This window comes from Polaribacter sp. BM10, from assembly GCF_002005425.1.
Classification (GTDB): domain Bacteria; phylum Bacteroidota; class Bacteroidia; order Flavobacteriales; family Flavobacteriaceae; genus Polaribacter; species Polaribacter marinaquae.
In genome coordinates this window covers 1,658,768-1,676,534 of sequence record NZ_CP019704.1, presented here as the reverse complement: position 1 = coordinate 1,676,534, position 17,767 = coordinate 1,658,768, and the positions used below count along the sequence as shown (strand labels likewise).

Here is a 17,767-nt window from a genome sequence, read left to right as displayed (position 1 = left end):
TATTTTATCCGTTACAAGCATTCCAAATTACATCTTTGGGTGTTGGCGCTGTTATTTTAATTTCTTCTTTAGAAACCGGGTGAATAAAGTTTATTTTTCTAGCGTGTAGGCTAATGCTTCCGTCTTTATTAGATCTAGGAAAACCGTATTTTAAATCGCCTTTTATTGGTGATCCTATATTAGAAAGTTGTGTTCTAATTTGGTGATGTCTACCTGTTTCTAAATCAATTTCTAGAAGTGTGTAGTTTTCTAGTTTCTGAATAACTTTATAGTGTAATGTTGCTTTTTTACTTCCGTCAATTTCCTTTTTGTAAACAAAAGATTTATTTTTTTTAGGATCTTTTTTTAGAAAATTCGTAAGCGTATCTCTTTCTTTTTTGGGTTTGTTTTTAACTAAAGCCCAATAAGTTTTGTTAATAGTTTTGTCTCTTAACATCTTGTTTAAGCGTTCTAAAGCTTTAGATGTTCTTGCAAAAATAACAATACCAGATGTTGGTCTATCTAATCGGTGTACAGTACCAATAAATACATTGCCGGGTTTGTTGTATTTAACTTTTACATATTCTTTTACAACTTCATTTAAAGGTTTGTCTCCGGTTTTATCACTTTGTGTAATATCACCAGCTCTTTTATTTACAATTATTAAATGATTGTCTTCAAATAATACTTGTAAATTCTCTTTAGTAGATTGCATTGTAAATTTGTAGAAGTAATTTATTTAAAATCTTTAGCAACGTCTTGGTTTACGCCATCAATAAAGTCTAAAAACTCTTTTCTACCAAGACTTGTAGAAGAAGAAGTTAGAAAAGATGTCGGTAAAGTTTCCCAATGTTGTAATAATTTTTTCTTGTAAGATGTTATTTGCTTATTAAGTTTAGAACTACTTAATTTATCTGCTTTTGTAAAAACAATACAAAACGGAATTTGATTTTCACCTAAAAACTGCATAAAGTCTAAATCGATTTTTTGCGGATCGTGTCTAGAATCTATCAAAACAAAAGTACAAACTAGTTGTTCTCTTTCTTTAAAGTAATTCTCTATAAAATATTGAAATATTACTCTTTTTTTCTTAGAAATTTGGGCGTATCCATAACCAGGTAAATCAACTAAAAACCACTCGTTATTAATCTTAAAGTGATTAATAAGTTGAGTTTTTCCGGGTTTTCCAGAAGTTTTAGCTAAATCTTTACGCTCCATTAACATATTAATTAATGAAGATTTCCCCACGTTAGATCGACCTATAAAAGCATATTCTGGTATTCTGTCTTTTGGCGCATTGGTAACATTACTGTTACTCATTACAAAATCTGCAGACTTAATTTTCATGATCTATATATTTCTGTCGATTAACCATTTAGATAATACAGAATTAAATTCTTCTGGTCTTTCCATCATTGCTGCATGCCCGCATTTATCAATCCAAAATAAATCAGAGTCTGGTAAAAGTTTATGAAAATCTTCAGCAACTTTCGGTGGTGTTACGCTGTCTTGTTTTCCCCAGATTAAACAAGTAGGTTGTTTCATGTCTGGTAAATCATTTGCCATATTATGTCTTATAGCACTCTTAGCAATAGCCAAAGTTCTTATTACAGAGTTTCTATCGTTTACAATTTTAAAAACATCGTCTACTAGTTCTTTTGTGGCAATTGCAGGATCGTAAAAAACATCTTTTGTTTTTTCTTCTATAAACTCATAGTTTCCTCGCTTCGGAAAACTGTCTCCCATTGCTTTTTCATACAATCCAGAGCTTCCTGTTAAAACTAAGGCACTAACTTTATCTTGGTAATGTTTTGTAAAATACAAACCTATGTGTCCGCCTAAAGAATTTCCTAATAGAATAGCGTTGTCTATTCCTTTAAAATCCATAAAAACTTTTAAAAAACTAGATAAGTTTTTAACATTCGTTTTTATTAGAGGTAAAGAGTATAGGGGTAATTCCGGAATCAAAACTTTATAGCCGTTGCTAGAAAAATGATTAAAGGTAGCGCCAAAGTTACTTAAGGCTCCCATAAGTCCGTGTAAAACAATAATTGCAGGTCCTTCTCCTGCTTCTGCATATGTAAATTTCCCTTCGGTTTTTAACTGTTCAGTCATCATTCAATTCGTTTTACTTAATCGCAAATGTAATTCTTTTTTATAACATAAAAATTCTTTTTCTAATTGTCTCAATTTCAATTTTTAAGATGTGATAGACCGTTTTTTAATAGTGAAAATCAATTATTTATTAACAATGTGGTAAAAAGTGGTAAAAAGTGGTAAAATTTATATATTTTTGATATCTGTAAAACGATATTCTTATTTGTGATAAATCTAATTGGTACATACGAATGTAAGGCAGATGCTAAAGGTAGAGTGATGTTCTCATCAGCTCTAAAGAAGCAGTTGCAACCAATTTTAAATGAGGGTTTTGTAATAAAAAGAGCTGTTTTTCAGCCGTGTTTAGAATTGTATTCTATGGAAGAATGGAATAAAATGATGAGCAAACTTAATAAACTTAACAAGTTTGTTAAAAAGAATAATGATTTTATTAGAAGGTTTACAGCGGGTGTTAAAATTGTAGAATTTGATGCTGCTGGTAGGGTTTTGATTCCTAAAGATTTATGTGAATTTGCTAGTATTAAGAAACAAGTTGTGTTGTCTTCTGCTGTAAATATAATAGAAATTTGGGATAAGGATAATTATGAGAAAGCTATTGATGATGCTGCTTTAGATTTTGCAGATTTAGCTGAAGAGGTAATGGGAAATACAGAATTTGATGAATTATCATAGTCCGGTTTTATTAAAAGAAAGTGTAGATGCTCTTGCGATTAAGCAAGACGGAGTGTATGTGGATGTAACTTTTGGCGGTGGCGGACACTCAAGAGAGATTTTAAATCGATTAGGTGAGGATGGTCGATTGTTTGGTTTTGATCAAGATCCAGACGCTTTAGAAAATATTATTGATGATCCTCGGTTTACATTGATACCAGAAAATTTTAGATACATTTCTAGATTTTTAAGGTTTCATGGAGTTAGAAAGGTTGATGGTGTTTTAGCTGATTTAGGTGTTTCTTCTCATCAATTTGATGAAGCAGAAAGAGGTTTTTCGATTCGTTTCGATGGAGATTTGGATATGAGAATGAATCAGAAATCTAAAATTTCAGCAAAAGAAATTATTGCAAATTATTCTGAAGAAAAACTTGCAGAAATATTGTTTTTGTATGGTGAGTTAAGAAACTCTAGAAATATAGCAAAAACGATTGTAGAGAAAAGAGAACAAGAGAAGATAGAGACTAGTTTTCAGTTAAAAGAAGCTTTGCAAAGATTTTTGCCTAAAGCGAAAGAACATAAGATTTTAGCTCAAATATTTCAGGCAATTAGAATTGAGGTAAATGAGGAATTGGATGTTTTAAAAGAATTTTTACAACAAATGCCAAGTCTATTAAAAGAAGAAGGGCGATTGAGTGTGATCTCATATCATTCTTTAGAAGATAGGTTGGTAAAAAGATTTATAAGAACAGGATTATTTAGTGGCGAGCCCGAAAAAGATTTTTTTGGAAACACAAGTGAACCTTTGCAGAAAGTCGGGAAGTTGATAGTACCTACCCCACAGGAAATTAACACAAATAATAGGGCTCGCAGCGCTAAATTAAGAATTGCAACAATAAAAAAGTAGAATGTCTAAGGTTAAAAAAAATGTATACGGTTTTTTGCGAGGAAGTTTCCTTACCGATGAATCTGCATTTAAAAATTGGCGCATTATCATTTTTGTAGTTGTATTGTTGTTGGTAATGATATCTAGCTCACATAAGGCAGATAAAAAAGTAATAGAGATTTCTAATCTTAATAAGCTAAAAAGAGAGTTAAGGGCAGAATATGTAGATACGGGTACGATTTTGATGAGAATGAAAATGGAATCTAGTATCAGAGAAAAAGCAAAAAGTAGAGGTTTAGAGCCTTCTAAAACTCCTCCGAAGAAAATAAAAGTAACTTATAAAAACGATTAAAATTGGCAACACATAAAAAAAGCATTCTTACTAGGTTTTACATGGTGGCTGCTTTTATGACCGTGTTTTTACTTGCTATAATTGTTCGGGTTATTAATCTTCAATATGTTCAAGGAGATAAATACAGAGAGTTAGCAACAGAATTAACAGTAAGGCAAGATACTATATACGCAAATAAAGGTAACGTGTATGCGGCAGACGGTAATTTGTTAGCAACATCGATGTCTAAGTTTAATATTTACATGGACTTGGTTACTGTAAATAGTGATGTTTTTGAAGATAATATTGTGGCGCTTTCTAAAGAGCTTTCTAAAATGTTGGGTAAGTCAGTTGCGTATCATCAAAAAAGATTAAGAGCTGCAAAAAACAAGAAAAGAAGATATTATCTAATCGCTAGAAATATTGGCTATACCGATTATTTGAAAATGAAGAAGTTTCCAATTTTTAACTTGGGAGTTTATAGAGGTGGTTTTATTGCAAAACATAGAACAGAAAGAGAGCATCCGATTGGTAAAATTGCAGAAAGAACAATTGGTTATGACGATTTTAGAGGAGAGGCTGGTATAGAAGGTGCTTTTGCAGATTACATGCAAGGTGAAAACGGTTTAAGATGGGAGCAGAAAATTGCAAAGAATCAATGGAAACCAATTACAGATTATAATGAAAAAGAGCCAATAGATGGTCATGATATAATTACTACGATAGATGTTAACATTCAGGATATTACTCATCATGCGTTGTTAAGAAGGTTAGAGTATTTTGAAGCAGATCATGGTTGTGCTGTAGTTATGGAAACAGCCACAGGAGAGATTAAAGCTATTTCTAACTTAGGTAGAACTAAAAAAGGAAAATATTACGAGAAAAGAAATTATGCTGTTTGGGAAAGTCACGAACCAGGTTCTACTTTTAAATTGGCAAGTTTAATGGCTGCTTTAGATGATAAGGTGATAGATACATCTACAGTTGTCGATACAGAAAAAGGAAGAATATTTATACATGGTTCTAAGGTAGAAGATTCTCATAGAGGTGGTTATGGTAAAATTTCTGCCGGAAGAGTTTTTGAGGTTTCTTCGAATGTTGGTATTGTTAAGTTAATAAGAAAGCATTACGATAAAAAACCAGAGAAGTTTATAGAAAAGCTAGGTGCATATGGTTTTACAAAACTAATTGGTTTTCAAATTAAAGGAGAAGGTGTTCCTGTGGTACCAAAACCATCAGACAAAGGATGGAATAAAATTTCTTTAGAATGGATGTCTTGGGGTTATGGTATTTCTGTAACGCCAATGCAAACGCTTATGTTTTACAATGCGGTGGCAAATAACGGTGTAATGGTAAAGCCAAGGTTTATTAAAGAATTAAGAAGGCAAGATAAGACAGAAAAGGTTTTTGAAACCGAAGTTTTAAATTCTAAAATTGCTTCTGATGAAACGCTAAGTAAAATTAGAAAAGTGATGGAAAATGTTGTAGAAAAAGGAACGGCAAAAAACATTTATTCGTCTAATTTTTCTATGGCAGGAAAAACAGGAACGGCAAAAAAATATTTACCAAGACATAAAGATGAGAATGGTAAAACAGTAGCTGCCGGATATTCTAATAAGCATTATGTGGCGTCATTTGCTGGTTTTTTTCCGGCAGATAACCCAAAATATTCTTGTATTGTAGTGGTGCATGATCCGAAGAAAGAAAAAGGATATTACGGAGCTACGGTTGCGGGACCAGTTTTTAAAGAAATTGCTCAGAAAATTTATACAACAACGCCAATAGATAATCAGTCTGTAGATGATGATGTTAAATTTGACGAAATAGAAAAATCGTATGCTAAATATGATAATTCGTTAGCTAAAAACTATACTAAAATTCCGAATGTGAAAGGAATGTCTGGTATGGATGCGCTTTCATTATTAGAAAATATTGGATTGACAGTAAAAATTTCTGGAGTTGGTAGAGTAACATATCAATCTTTAAAAAAAGGACAAAAGTTAGTAAAGGGGCAAACAATCATATTAAAACTCTCATAAGCTGAAAAATTTAAAAGACATATTATATAAGGTTTCTATAGAAGAGGTTTCAGGTTCAACAAATGTTGATGTAAATGCTGTTGTTTTCGATTCTAGAAATATTGTAAAAAACGATGTTTTTGTTGCTTTAAAAGGTGTTTCTGTAGATGGTCATTTATTTATAGAGAAAGCAATTGGTTTAGGTGCAACTGTAATTGTTTGTCAAGAATTTCCATTAGAAATAATTGAAGGAATTACATACGTAAAAGTTGTTGATACAAATGTTGCTTTAGCGATAATAGCTTCGAATTATTATGACAATCCGTCTTCTAAATTACCATTAATCGGTGTAACGGGTACAAATGGTAAAACAACCATTGCAACATTATTGTATCAATTATTTAAAAAAGCGGGTTACAAAGTTGGTTTATTGTCTACTGTAAAAGTTTTAGTAGATAATGATGAGTTTAAAGCAACGCATACAACACCAGATTCGGTTGCAATAAATAGTTATTTAGATAAAATGGTAGATGCTGGTGTTGATTTCTGTTTTATGGAAGTGAGTTCTCATGGAATTCATCAAAAAAGAACGGAAGGTTTAGTTTTTGCTGGCGGAATTTTTACAAATCTTTCTCATGATCATTTAGATTACCATGAAACATTTGCAGAATATAGAAATGTGAAAAAAGAATTTTTTGATGCTTTGCCTAAAAATGCATTTGCATTAACAAATTTAGATGATAAAAATGGTAGTTACATGTTGCAAAATACACGAGCTACTAAAAAAACTTATGCTTTAAAAACAATTGCAGATTTTAAAGCTAAAATTTTAGAAAAGCAATTGTCTGGTACTTTAATAACTGTTGATGGTGTTGAAGTTTGGACGAAGCTAATTGGTGTTTTTAATATTTACAACCTTACTGCAATAATTGCGACTGCAGAGTTATTAGGCTTAGAAAAATTAGAGGTATTAACTATCGTGAGCCAGTTAGAAAGTGTAAGTGGTCGTTTTGAATATGTAGTTTCTAAAGATGGCGTTACGGCAATTGTAGATTATGCACACACGCCAGATGCTTTAAAGAATGTTTTAGAAACTATTAATGATATTAGAACTGGTAACGAGCAAGTAATTACGGTAGTTGGTTGTGGTGGAGATAGAGATAAAACGAAGAGACCTAAAATGGCTAACATAGCTGCTCAATTAAGTAATCAAGTAGTATTTACATCAGATAATCCAAGAACAGAAAATCCGCAAACCATTTTAGAAGAAATGGAAGCCGGAGTTTCATCAGAAAATTACAGAAAAACATTAACAGTTTTAGATAGAAAGCAAGCAATTAAAACTGCATGTAAGTTTTCTAATGCTGGTGATATCATATTAATCGCAGGAAAAGGACATGAAAATTATCAAGAAATAAATGGTATTCGTACTCATTTTGATGATTTAGAAGAGGTTAAAAACTGTTTCAATCAACTTAACAATTTATAAGAATGCTGTATTATTTATTTCAATATTTAGAAAATCATTTTAGTTTTCCTGGAGCTAGTGTGTTTCAGTTTATAACATTTAGAGCTGCAGCAGCTTTTATTTTATCACTAGTAATATCTACGGTTTACGGTAAAAGAATAATAAAGTTTTTACAAAAACAACAGGTAGGAGAATCTATAAGAGATTTAGGTTTAGAAGGGCAAGTGCAAAAGGCAGGAACACCAACTATGGGAGGTGTTATTATAATTTTTGCTACTCTAATTCCGGCAATTTTGTTAGCGAAGTTAGATAATGTTTACATCATTATTTTATTAATAACCACGGTTTGGATGGGATTAATTGGGTTTATAGACGATTATATAAAAGTATTTAAAAAAGATAAAGCAGGTTTAAAAGGGAAATTTAAAGTTTTAGGTCAAGTTGGTTTGGGTGTAATTGTAGGTTCTATGTTATATTTTCATGATGATGTAACTATAAAAGAACAATTGCCTGTAGAGCAACAAGTACTGCAAGCAAACGGAAAAATTAAAGTTTTTGGTGAAGCACATAAGTCAACAAAAACTACGGTTCCGTTTATGAAAAATAATGAATTAGAGTATTCAAAGGCTTTATCGTTTTTGGGTGAAGGTTTTGAAAAATACGGTTGGATAGTTTTCATTTTTATTACGGTTTTTATTGTAACAGGAATTTCTAACGGAGCAAATTTAACAGACGGAATTGATGGTTTAGCTGCGGGTTCGTCTGCAATAATGGTAGTAACACTTGCTGTTTTTGCATGGGTTTCTGGTAACATAATTTTTGCCGATTATTTAGATGTAATGTATATACCCAATTCTGGAGAAATGACCGTTTTTATACTTGCTTTTGCAGGTGCGTTAATTGGTTTTTTATGGTACAACACGTATCCGGCACAAGTTTTTATGGGTGATACAGGTAGTTTAACAATCGGAGGAATTATAGCAGTTATAGCAATTGCAATTCGAAAAGAATTATTGTTACCAATACTAGCCGGAATTTTTGTAATCGAAAATTTGTCTGTGATTATGCAGGTTTCTTGGTTTAAATACACAAGAAAAAAATACGGAGAAGGAAGAAGGATTTTTAAAATGTCGCCATTGCATCATCATTATCAAAAATTAAACTATCACGAGAGTAAAATTGTTGTGCGTTTTTGGGTAATAGGTATTCTGTTAGCTGTTTTTACAATTGTAACCTTAAAGTTAAGATAGTTGTGAAAAGGTTAGTAATTCTTGGTGCAGGAGAAAGTGGAGTAGGAACAGCTCTTTTAGGAAAACAAAAAGGTTTTGAAGTTTTTGTTTCTGATAAAGGTGTGATTGCTAAAAAATATAAAGAAGTTCTTTTAAATAATAATATAGTTTTTGAGGAAGGGAAACACACTGAAAGTGAATTGCTAAATGCAGATTTAGTAATGAAGAGTCCTGGGATTCCTGATACTGTTCCTTTGATTTTAAAATTGAAAGAATTGGGTGTTAAAGTAATTTCAGAAATTGAGTTTGCAGTAAAATATACCAATGCAAATATTATTGGTATTACGGGTTCTAATGGAAAAACTACCACAACATTATTAACGCATCATATTTTAAAAAGAGCGAATTTAAATGTTGGTGTAGCAGGTAATATTGGCGATAGTTTTGCGCAGCAAGTAGCAGAAGAAAATTTTGATAATTACGTGTTAGAATTAAGTAGCTTTCAGTTAGATGGTATAGAAGATTTTAATAGTCATATTGCTATTCTAACGAATATTACACCAGATCATTTAGATCGATATAATAATAATTTTAGTGAATATGTAGCATCTAAATTTAGAATCACTAAAAATCAAAAAAGTACCGATTATTTAATATATGATGCAGATGATGCAACTATAAATAATTGGTTAGAAAACAATAAAACATCAGCAAAATTAGTACCATTTTCTCTAGAAAAAGAATTAGAGTTTGGTGCGTTTGTAAAAAATAATAACATAACGATTAATATAAATAAAGACACATTTAATATGCCTATATCATCTTTATCAGTAAAAGGAAAACATAACGTTAAAAATGCAATGGCAGCAACAATGGCTGCGCAATTATTAAATGCAAGAAAGCAGGCGATAAAAGAAAGTTTAGAAGATTTTGAAGGTGTAGAGCATCGTTTAGAAAATGTTGCTAAAATAGAAGGGGTAGAATATATAAACGATTCTAAAGCTACAAATGTAAATGCAACATTTTATGCTTTAGAATGCATGAATAAACAAACCGTTTGGATAGTTGGAGGTGTAGATAAAGGAAACGATTATAACGATCTTTTGCCATTGGTAAGAGAAAAAGTAAAGGCTATTGTTTGTTTGGGTATTGATAACGAAAAAATAAAAAATACATTCGAAAATGTTGTAGATATTGTGGTTGAAACTGCTGGAGCAGAAGAAGCTGTAAAAGTAGCGCATAAATTATCGGAAAAAGGCGACACCGTTTTATTATCGCCTGCGTGTGCAAGTTTCGATTTGTTTGAAAATTACGAAGACAGAGGAAGAAAATTTAAAAAAGCAGTAAGAAGTTTATAAGATTTAGGATTAAAAATGAAAGCAGTTTTTCAACATATAAAAGGAGATAAAACCATTTGGGCTATTGTAGCTGTTTTGGCAATATTCTCTTTTATGCCAGTTTATAGTGCAAGTACAAACTTGGTTTATGTTGTTGGTTCTGGTTCTACTCTTGGGTATTTAGTAAAACACATGGTTTTATTAATTATGGGATTTGCTATCATTTATGGAGTTCATAAAATACCATATAGATATTTTTCTGGCGGTTCTGTTTTAATGCTGCCAATTGTTATAATTCTTTTAATTTTTACGTTAGCACAAGGTACTACAATTGGTGGCGCAAATGCAAGTAGATGGATTCGTATACCATTTGTAGGTATTGGTTTTCAAACCTCTACTTTAGCAGGTTTGGTCTTAATGGTGTACGTTGCTAGATATTTAGCAAGAAACAAAGAAAAAGCTATTGTTTTTAAAGAAAGTATATTACAGCTTTGGTTGCCTGTAAGTTTAGTGTTGCTGCTTATTTTGCCAGCAAACTTTTCTACAACGGCAATTATTTTTACAATGATTCTTATTATCGCCTTTGTTGGCGGATATCCTTTAAAGTATATCGGTTTTATTTTAGGTGCAGGAATTATAGCGTTGTCATTTTTTATTTTAATAGCAAAAGCTTTTCCAGATGCGATGCCAAACCGAGTGCAAACTTGGCAAAGTAGAATAGATAGTTTTTCGAGTTCAGAAGGTAAAGAAGCTTATCAAGTAGAAAAAGCTAAAATTGCAATAGCAACAGGTGGTCCTATTGGTGTTGGACCTGGTAAAAGTGTTCAAAAAAACTTTTTACCACAATCATCATCAGATTTTATATATGCAATAATTGTAGAAGAATATGGCTTAATTGGTGCAATTCTTATTGTTTTTATATATTTTTTACTTCTTTTTAGAGTATTTGTTGTATTAAAAAAAACTACAACAATATTTGGTACATTATTGGTAATTGGAGTAGGTTTGCCAATTATTTTTCAGGCAACCATAAACATGGCGGTCGCAACCAATTTATTTCCGGTTACAGGACAAACTTTACCTTTAATTAGTAGTGGTGGTACATCTATTTGGATGACATGTTTTGCGCTCGGAATGATTTTAAGTGTTAGTGCTTCAAAAGAAGAAACAGAAGAAGATATTTTAGATGATAACCCTTTAGATATTTTGCATGAAACAATCGATTAACATACTTATTTCTGGCGGAGGAACTGGCGGACATATTTATCCGGCAATTGCTATTGCAAACGAATTAAAATTGCGTTATCCAGATGCTAATTTCTTGTTTGTTGGTGCAAAAGATAAAATGGAAATGGAAAAAGTACCACAAGCGGGTTATGATATTAAAGGTCTGTGGATTTCTGGTGTACAAAGAAAGTTGACTTCAGATAATTTGTCGTTTCCGTTTAAGTTGATGAGTAGTTTATGGAATGCATCTAAAATAATAAAGAAATTTAAACCAGATGTAGCTATTGGAACTGGTGGTTTTGCAAGCGGACCAACATTAATTATGGCGGGTAAAAAGGGAATTCCGACATTGATACAAGAACAGAATTCTTATCCCGGAATTACCAATAAATTATTAAGTAAAAAAGCAAAAAAAATATGTGTTGCTTATGATAATTTAGAGCGTTTTTTTCCGTTGAATAAAATTGTAAAAACAGGCAATCCTGTAAGGCAAGATTTATTGTCTATTCAGACAAAAAGAGAAGAAGGGCAAGCGTTTTTTAAGTTAGATAAAAGTAAGAAAACGGTTTTTGTTTTAGGCGGAAGTTTAGGTGCAAGAAAAATTAACGAATTAATTGCAAGTAATTTAGATTTTTTTGAAAAACAAGACGTTCAATTGATTTGGCAATGCGGTAAATTATATTTTGAAGAGTATAAGAAATACAATGCTAAAGAGAATGTTCAAGTGTATCAATTTATAAATAAGATGGATTTTGGTTACGCTGCTGCAGATGTAATTATTTCTAGGGCAGGCGCAAGTTCTGTATCAGAATTATGTATTGTTGGGAAACCGGTAATATTTATTCCGTCTCCAAACGTAGCAGAAGATCATCAGACAAAAAATGCAAAGTCGATTGTAGACAAACAAGCGGCTTTAATGATAAAAGAAAGAAATTTAGATACATTTTCTGTTGTTTTTGAATCTTTAATGAAAGATGCTGATAAACAAGAAACTTTATCTAAAAATATAAAAGAATTGGCATTGCCAAGTGCAACAAAAAATATAGTTGACGAAATAGAAAAATTAATAGGATTGTGAATTTAGGTACAATACATAACGTTTATTTTATTGGTATTGGCGGCATTGGTATGAGTGCTATTGCTCGATATTTTGCGGCGAATAATAAAGTGGTTGCAGGTTATGATAAAACACCATCTTTAATAACTAAATCTTTAGAAGAATTAGGTGTTGCAATTCATTTTGAAGATGCTGTAAAAAATATTCCTATTTCATTTTTAGATAAAGAAAAAACGTTGGTTGTTTATACACCTGCAATTCCCGCATACCATAAAGAATTCAATTATTTTGTTAATAATAAATTTACAGTTCTTAAGAGAGCAGAAATTTTAGGTAAAATTACAGCAGCAACGTTTTGTTTGGCCGTTGCTGGTACACATGGTAAAACAACTACATCGTCTATTTTAGGACATATTATGACTTCGGTTAATGCAACTTCGTTTTTAGGCGGAATAGCAGAAAATTATGATTCTAATTTAATTTTAGGTGGTGATAAAATAAGTGTTGTAGAAGCAGATGAATTTGATAGATCATTTTTAAAATTGAGTCCTAATATTGCATGTGTAACCTCTATGGATGCAGATCATTTGGATATTTATGAAAATCCAGAAGCGTTAACAGAATCTTTTGTAGCCTTTTCTAATAAAGTTTCTGATAGCTTAATTGTTGCCAAAGGCTTGCCTTTAAAAGGTTTAACATATGCTATAGATGAAAAAGCAGATTATAAAGCTTACAATTTAAGAATCGATAACGGAAAATATGTTTTTGATGTACAAACACCTTCATCAGAAATAAAAGATATTCAATTTTATTTACCTGGAAGACACAATGTAATGAATGCTTTGGCAGCTTTAGCAATGGCAGAAGTTTATGGCGTTTCTTTAGAAGAAATTAAAAAGGGATTATCAACATTTAAAGGTGTACAAAGAAGATTTTCTTATAAAATAAATTCGGATAATTTAGTTTTAATAGACGATTATGCGCATCATCCAACAGAAATTAATGCAGTACATAATTCTGTTAGAGAAATGTATCCAGAAGAAAAAGTACTGGTTGTTTTTCAACCACATTTGTTTTCTAGAACAAAAGATTTTGCAGACGATTTTGCAAACGCATTAAATAAGTTTGATGATATTTTATTGTTAGATATTTATCCGGCAAGAGAAACTCCTATTGCGGGCATCACATCCGATTGGTTATTGTCTAAAATTGAAAATAAGCAGAAAAAAAAGACTCAAAAAAATAATTTGGTAAAAGATATTAAAAATTCTGATGCTAAAATTATAGTAATGTTAGGTGCTGGTGATATAGGTGTTGTTATTAAAGAAGTAACAAATGAACTTTTAAAATGGAATGAAAATGAAATTTAAAAGAGTTTTAAAATATCTTTTTTTTCTTACTATACTTGCTTTTTTAAGCTTTTTGTATAGTTTTACTTCGGTAAGAAATAGTAATAAAAAAATTAAAAAAATCGAAGTGAAATTCGAAGAAGGAACTAATAATTTTTTAACGCATTCGATGGTTAATAAATTGTTAATACAAAATGATGCAACAGTTAAAAACCAAGCAAAATCTGTAATAGATTTATACAGATTAGAAAAGAACGTATCTAAAAATCCATATATTGAAAAAGCAGCAGTTTTTTTAACAATAGGAGGTGTGTTAAAATCTACCATAAAACAACGTACACCAGTAGCAAGAATTGTTTCTGAAAATGGTTCTTATTATATTGATAAACAAGGTGTAAAAGTACCACTCTCTAAGAATTATTCTGCAAGAGTTATGTTGGTTTCTGGAGTTGAAAATAAAGAAGATATTAACGTGGTTTTACCATTAATATCTTATATTTTAGAAGACAATTTTTTGCAAAAAGAAATTGTAGGAATTGAGAAATCTGACGATGGTTTGTATCAATTTGCCGTAAGAAGTGGCGATTATAAAATTGATTTTGGCAAATTAATCGATGTAAAGTTAAAATTTAACAAGTTAAAAGCGTTTTATAATACAACATATAAAGATAAAACGATTCAAGAATATAAAACAATTACTTTAAAATATCACAACCAAGTTGTGTGCACAAAATAAATCAAAATGGAAAATAATAAAATAGCTGTTGGTTTAGATATTGGTACCACCAAAATTGTTGCCATGATTGGTCGTAAAAACGAATACGATAAAATTGAAGTTGTTGGTATTGGAAAAGCAAAAAGTTTAGGTGTAAAACGTGGTGTTGTAAGTAATATTACACAAACAATACAGTCTATACAACAAGCCGTAGATGAGGCAGAAAGTGTTTCTGGAGTTAAGATAGATGAGGTTGTAGTTGGTATTGCAGGGCAACATATTAGAAGTTTGCATCATTCAGATTATATTACAAGAAATCATTCAGATGAAGTTATAGACGACTCTGATATTGAAGATTTAGTAAACCAAGTACATAAATTGGTTATGTTGCCAGGAGAAGAGATAATTCATGTTTTACCACAAGAATTTAAAGTTGACTCTCAGGCAGATATAAAAGAGCCAATAGGAATGTATGGCGGACGATTAGAAGCTAATTTCCATGTAGTTGTAGGCCAAGTTTCTTCGATAAGAAATATTGGTAGATGTGTTAAAAGTTCTGGTTTAGATTTAAGCGATATTACATTAGAACCATTAGCTTCTGCATCTGCAGTTTTAAGTTTAGAAGAAAAAGAAGCTGGTGTTGCTTTAATTGATATAGGTGGTGGTACAACCGATTTAGCCATTTTTAAAGACGGAATTATTAGACATACTGCTGTAATTCCTTTTGGTGGAAATGTAATTACAGATGATATAAAAGAAGGTTGTTCTATAATCGAAAAGCAGGCAGAATTACTTAAAATTAAGTTTGGTTCTGCGTGGCCAGGAGAAAATAAAGAAACAGAAATTGTTTCGATACCTGGTTTAAGAGGTAGAGAACCAAAAGAAATTACTTTAAAGAATTTATCTAAAATTATACATGCTAGAGTTCAAGAAATTATAGAGCATGTGTATTTAGAAATTAAAAATTACGGGCATGAAACTGCAAAAGGTAAATTAATTGCAGGTATTGTGTTAACCGGTGGAGGAGCTCAATTAAAACATTTACGTCAGTTAGTAGAATATATAACTGGTATGGATGCTAGAATAGGTTTTCCTAACGAGCATTTAGCTGGCGATTCAGATGATGCTTTGTCAAGCCCATCTTACGCAACAGCAGTTGGTTTATTGATGGAAGGATTAGATAAAAATTCTAAAGAAGAAGAAATAATAGAAGAGGCAATTGAAGAAATTCTGAATCCGGTAGAAGAAAAAGTTGAAGAAACACCGCCAGTGCAAGAAGAGAAACCAAAGCCGAAAAAGAAAAGATCATTTTTTGAAAAGTTCACAGAAAGTCTAAAAGATTTTTTAGACAATGCAGAATAGAACTAAATAGAAAGTGAACTAGAAGAAAATAAAAAATAAATAAGAAAAATTAAACAATAGATACGTTATTATGAGCGCAGAATTTGATAACATTTTATTCGACATGCCAAAAACACAATCTAACACCATTAAAGTAATTGGTGTTGGTGGTGGTGGAAGCAATGCAGTAAACCACATGTACACGCAGCAAATTAGAGGTGTAGACTTTGTAATTTGTAATACAGATGCACAAGCATTAGAAAACAGTCCTGTTCCTAATAAAATTCAATTAGGAGCTAATTTAACATCTGGTTTAGGTGCTGGTGCAAACCCAGAAATAGGAGCACAAGCAGCTAAAGAAAGTATGCAAGAAATACAGCAAATGTTAAATACCCAAACAAAAATGGTATTTATTACTGCTGGTATGGGTGGTGGTACAGGTACAGGAGCAGCACCTATTATTGCGAAAATTGCAAAAGATATGGATGTACTTACTGTAGGTATTGTGACTATGCCATTTGCTTTTGAAGGTAGAAGACGTGCAAAACAAGCACAATTAGGAATCGATCAGTTGCGCCAAAATGTAGATTCTTTAATTGTTATCAATAATAATAAATTACGTGAGGTTTACGGTAATTTAGGTTTTAAAGCAGGTTTTTCTAAGGCAGATGAAGTATTATCGACAGCATCTAGAGGTATTGCAGAAGTAATTACACATCACTATAAGCAAAATATCGATTTACATGATGCTAAAACTGTATTATCTAACAGTGGTACAGCTATTATGGGTTCTGCAAAAGAAGAAGGGCAAGATCGTGCTAAAACAGCCATTGTAAAGGCTTTAGATTCTCCATTGTTAAACGACAACAAGATTACAGGAGCTAAAAACGTATTGTTATTAATTGTTTCTGGTACAAACGAAGTTACTTTAGATGAAATAGGAGAAATAAACGACTATATTCAAGATGAAGCAGGTTACGATGCCAATATTATTATGGGTATTGGTGAAGATGAAGAGTTGGGTGACGCTATCGCTGTAACTATTGTTGCTACGGGTTTTGCTGCAGATCAACAAAGTACAATTACAAATACAGAAGTTAAGAAAATTGTTCATACTCTAGAAGATGAGCAAAAAGCAACTTATAACTTTGGTGAAAATACAATTTCTAAAACACCAACTTTAAACCAGCCAAAAGCAAGTGTAACAGAACAGAAAATTGTACACACTTTAGAGGAAGATGTAGTTGAAGAGCCTGTTAAGGTTGCTCCTAAAATGGATTTAGTTCAAACTACAGAAAGTATTGCAAATATTGCTGTTTCTTATGAAGAAGTTGCTTTAGATACGGTTTCTGAAGATGACTTTATAATAACAGATGCTACGCCAGTTGTAGAAGAAGAAATAAATGAGCAGCCAAAGCAAATACAAGCAGATTTATTATTCGATTTACCTTTAAACTCTTACACAGAAGTTAAAGCAGACGAAGAAATAAAGTTTAACTTAAATGAAGAGAAATCTGTAAATGTAAACGAAATTGAAGTTTACGGTGCAGAAGAAATTGTTTTTGAAAAGAAAGTTGAAGAAACAAGATATGTTTTAGAAGATTTTGATGCGCAACCAACAATTGGTAAAAGCTCGCATATTATAGCAAAAGAAAAATCGGTTCAAGAAGAAGAGGTTCATTTTGAGTTAAAAACGGCAACGCCTCAATCAGAAGTTAATGCAATTGAAACTACGAGTGAAGAAGTTACACCTTTAGATTTAACGATTGCAGAGTTACAAAAAAGAGCAGAAGAAAGACGTCAAAAAATGAAAGGTTTCAACTATAAATTTAACGATCAGTTAAGTAAAAATATAGATGAAATAGAACGTCAGCCAGCATACAAAAGACAAGGTTTAGATTTAAATGTAAATGCACCAATTAGTCAATCTAAAACCGCGATAAAAAAAGACGACAATAATCTAGATTTTAAGTCTAACAATTCATTTTTACATGACAATGTAGATTAATTAGTACAATTTAATTTATCAATAATTAGAACCACACCTTTAAAAGTGTGGTT

16 protein-coding genes are annotated in these 17,767 nt (G+C 31.4%); 13 read left to right on the top strand and 3 right to left on the bottom strand.

Annotated elements, in window-relative coordinates:
• Positions 1 to 4 precede the first annotated feature (4 nt).
• From BXQ17_RS07480 to BXQ17_RS07470, 3 genes are read right to left on the bottom strand one after another with little or no spacing between them, the layout of a single operon-like run.
• Positions 5 to 694, bottom strand: a complete 690-nt coding sequence (locus BXQ17_RS07480) for an RluA family pseudouridine synthase (RefSeq protein ID WP_077810015.1) — start codon at positions 692 to 694, stop codon at positions 5 to 7.
• A 20-nt stretch (positions 695 to 714) separates the two neighbouring features.
• Positions 715 to 1,326, bottom strand: coding sequence for a ribosome biogenesis GTP-binding protein YihA/YsxC (yihA, locus tag BXQ17_RS07475; RefSeq protein WP_077810014.1), 612 nt, complete (start codon positions 1,324 to 1,326; stop codon positions 715 to 717).
• A gap of 3 nt (positions 1,327 to 1,329) precedes the next feature.
• Positions 1,330 to 2,094 (bottom strand): alpha/beta fold hydrolase, encoded by a 765-nt coding sequence (locus BXQ17_RS07470; protein WP_077810013.1) that lies wholly within the window; start codon positions 2,092 to 2,094, stop codon positions 1,330 to 1,332.
• A 207-nt stretch (positions 2,095 to 2,301) separates the two neighbouring features.
• On the opposite strand from BXQ17_RS07470, the gene BXQ17_RS07465 reads away from it, so the two are divergent.
• From BXQ17_RS07465 to ftsZ, 13 genes are all read left to right on the top strand, one after another.
• Positions 2,302 to 2,769: a division/cell wall cluster transcriptional repressor MraZ gene (locus BXQ17_RS07465; RefSeq protein WP_077810012.1), complete on the top strand. Its 468-nt coding sequence runs from the start codon at positions 2,302 to 2,304 to the stop codon at positions 2,767 to 2,769.
• Positions 2,756 to 3,655: a 16S rRNA (cytosine(1402)-N(4))-methyltransferase RsmH gene (gene rsmH / locus BXQ17_RS07460; RefSeq protein ID WP_077811380.1), complete on the top strand. Its 900-nt coding sequence runs from the start codon at positions 2,756 to 2,758 to the stop codon at positions 3,653 to 3,655. The genes BXQ17_RS07465 and rsmH overlap by 14 nt, the downstream gene beginning before the upstream one ends.
• A 1-nt stretch (position 3,656) precedes the next feature.
• On the top strand, positions 3,657 to 3,986 hold the full coding sequence (locus BXQ17_RS07455) for an FtsL-like putative cell division protein (protein WP_077810011.1): 330 nt from the start codon (positions 3,657 to 3,659) through the stop codon (positions 3,984 to 3,986).
• 56 nt (positions 3,987 to 4,042) lie between these two features.
• Complete coding sequence (locus tag BXQ17_RS07450; RefSeq protein WP_077810010.1) at positions 4,043 to 6,004, top strand: penicillin-binding protein; 1,962 nt, start codon at positions 4,043 to 4,045, stop codon at positions 6,002 to 6,004.
• 1 nt (position 6,005) lies between these two features.
• Positions 6,006 to 7,472, top strand: coding sequence for a UDP-N-acetylmuramoyl-L-alanyl-D-glutamate--2,6-diaminopimelate ligase (locus BXQ17_RS07445; protein WP_077810009.1), 1,467 nt, complete (start codon positions 6,006 to 6,008; stop codon positions 7,470 to 7,472).
• A gap of 2 nt (positions 7,473 to 7,474) precedes the next feature.
• Entirely contained in the window at positions 7,475 to 8,701 is a 1,227-nt protein-coding gene (gene mraY / locus BXQ17_RS07440; RefSeq protein ID WP_077810008.1) for a phospho-N-acetylmuramoyl-pentapeptide-transferase, read from the top strand.
• Positions 8,702 to 8,703: 2 nt separating this feature from the next.
• Positions 8,704 to 10,038 carry a UDP-N-acetylmuramoyl-L-alanine--D-glutamate ligase gene (murD, locus tag BXQ17_RS07435; RefSeq protein ID WP_077810007.1) on the top strand — a complete coding sequence of 445 codons (1,335 nt, stop codon included), beginning with the start codon at positions 8,704 to 8,706 and terminating at the stop codon, positions 10,036 to 10,038.
• Positions 10,039 to 10,053: 15 nt separating this feature from the next.
• On the top strand, positions 10,054 to 11,244 hold the full coding sequence (locus tag BXQ17_RS07430; protein ID WP_077810006.1) for an FtsW/RodA/SpoVE family cell cycle protein: 1,191 nt from the start codon (positions 10,054 to 10,056) through the stop codon (positions 11,242 to 11,244).
• Positions 11,228 to 12,322: an undecaprenyldiphospho-muramoylpentapeptide beta-N-acetylglucosaminyltransferase gene (gene murG, locus BXQ17_RS07425; RefSeq protein ID WP_077810005.1), complete on the top strand. Its 1,095-nt coding sequence runs from the start codon at positions 11,228 to 11,230 to the stop codon at positions 12,320 to 12,322. Before BXQ17_RS07430 ends, murG begins: the two co-directional genes overlap by 17 nt.
• On the top strand, positions 12,319 to 13,671 hold the full coding sequence (gene murC, locus BXQ17_RS07420) for a UDP-N-acetylmuramate--L-alanine ligase (RefSeq protein ID WP_077810004.1): 1,353 nt from the start codon (positions 12,319 to 12,321) through the stop codon (positions 13,669 to 13,671). The genes murG and murC overlap by 4 nt, the downstream gene beginning before the upstream one ends.
• A 106-nt stretch (positions 13,672 to 13,777) precedes the next feature.
• The gene (locus BXQ17_RS07415) at positions 13,778 to 14,386 is read left to right on the top strand and encodes a cell division protein FtsQ/DivIB (protein ID WP_254712347.1); all 609 of its coding nucleotides are present in this window, start codon (positions 13,778 to 13,780) and stop codon (positions 14,384 to 14,386) included.
• 6 nt (positions 14,387 to 14,392) lie between these two features.
• Positions 14,393 to 15,727 carry a cell division protein FtsA gene (ftsA, locus tag BXQ17_RS07410; protein WP_077810003.1) on the top strand — a complete coding sequence of 445 codons (1,335 nt, stop codon included), beginning with the start codon at positions 14,393 to 14,395 and terminating at the stop codon, positions 15,725 to 15,727.
• Positions 15,728 to 15,797: 70 nt separating this feature from the next.
• Positions 15,798 to 17,714 carry a cell division protein FtsZ gene (gene ftsZ, locus BXQ17_RS07405; RefSeq protein WP_077810002.1) on the top strand — a complete coding sequence of 639 codons (1,917 nt, stop codon included), beginning with the start codon at positions 15,798 to 15,800 and terminating at the stop codon, positions 17,712 to 17,714.
• Positions 17,715 to 17,767: the final 53 nt, after the last annotated feature.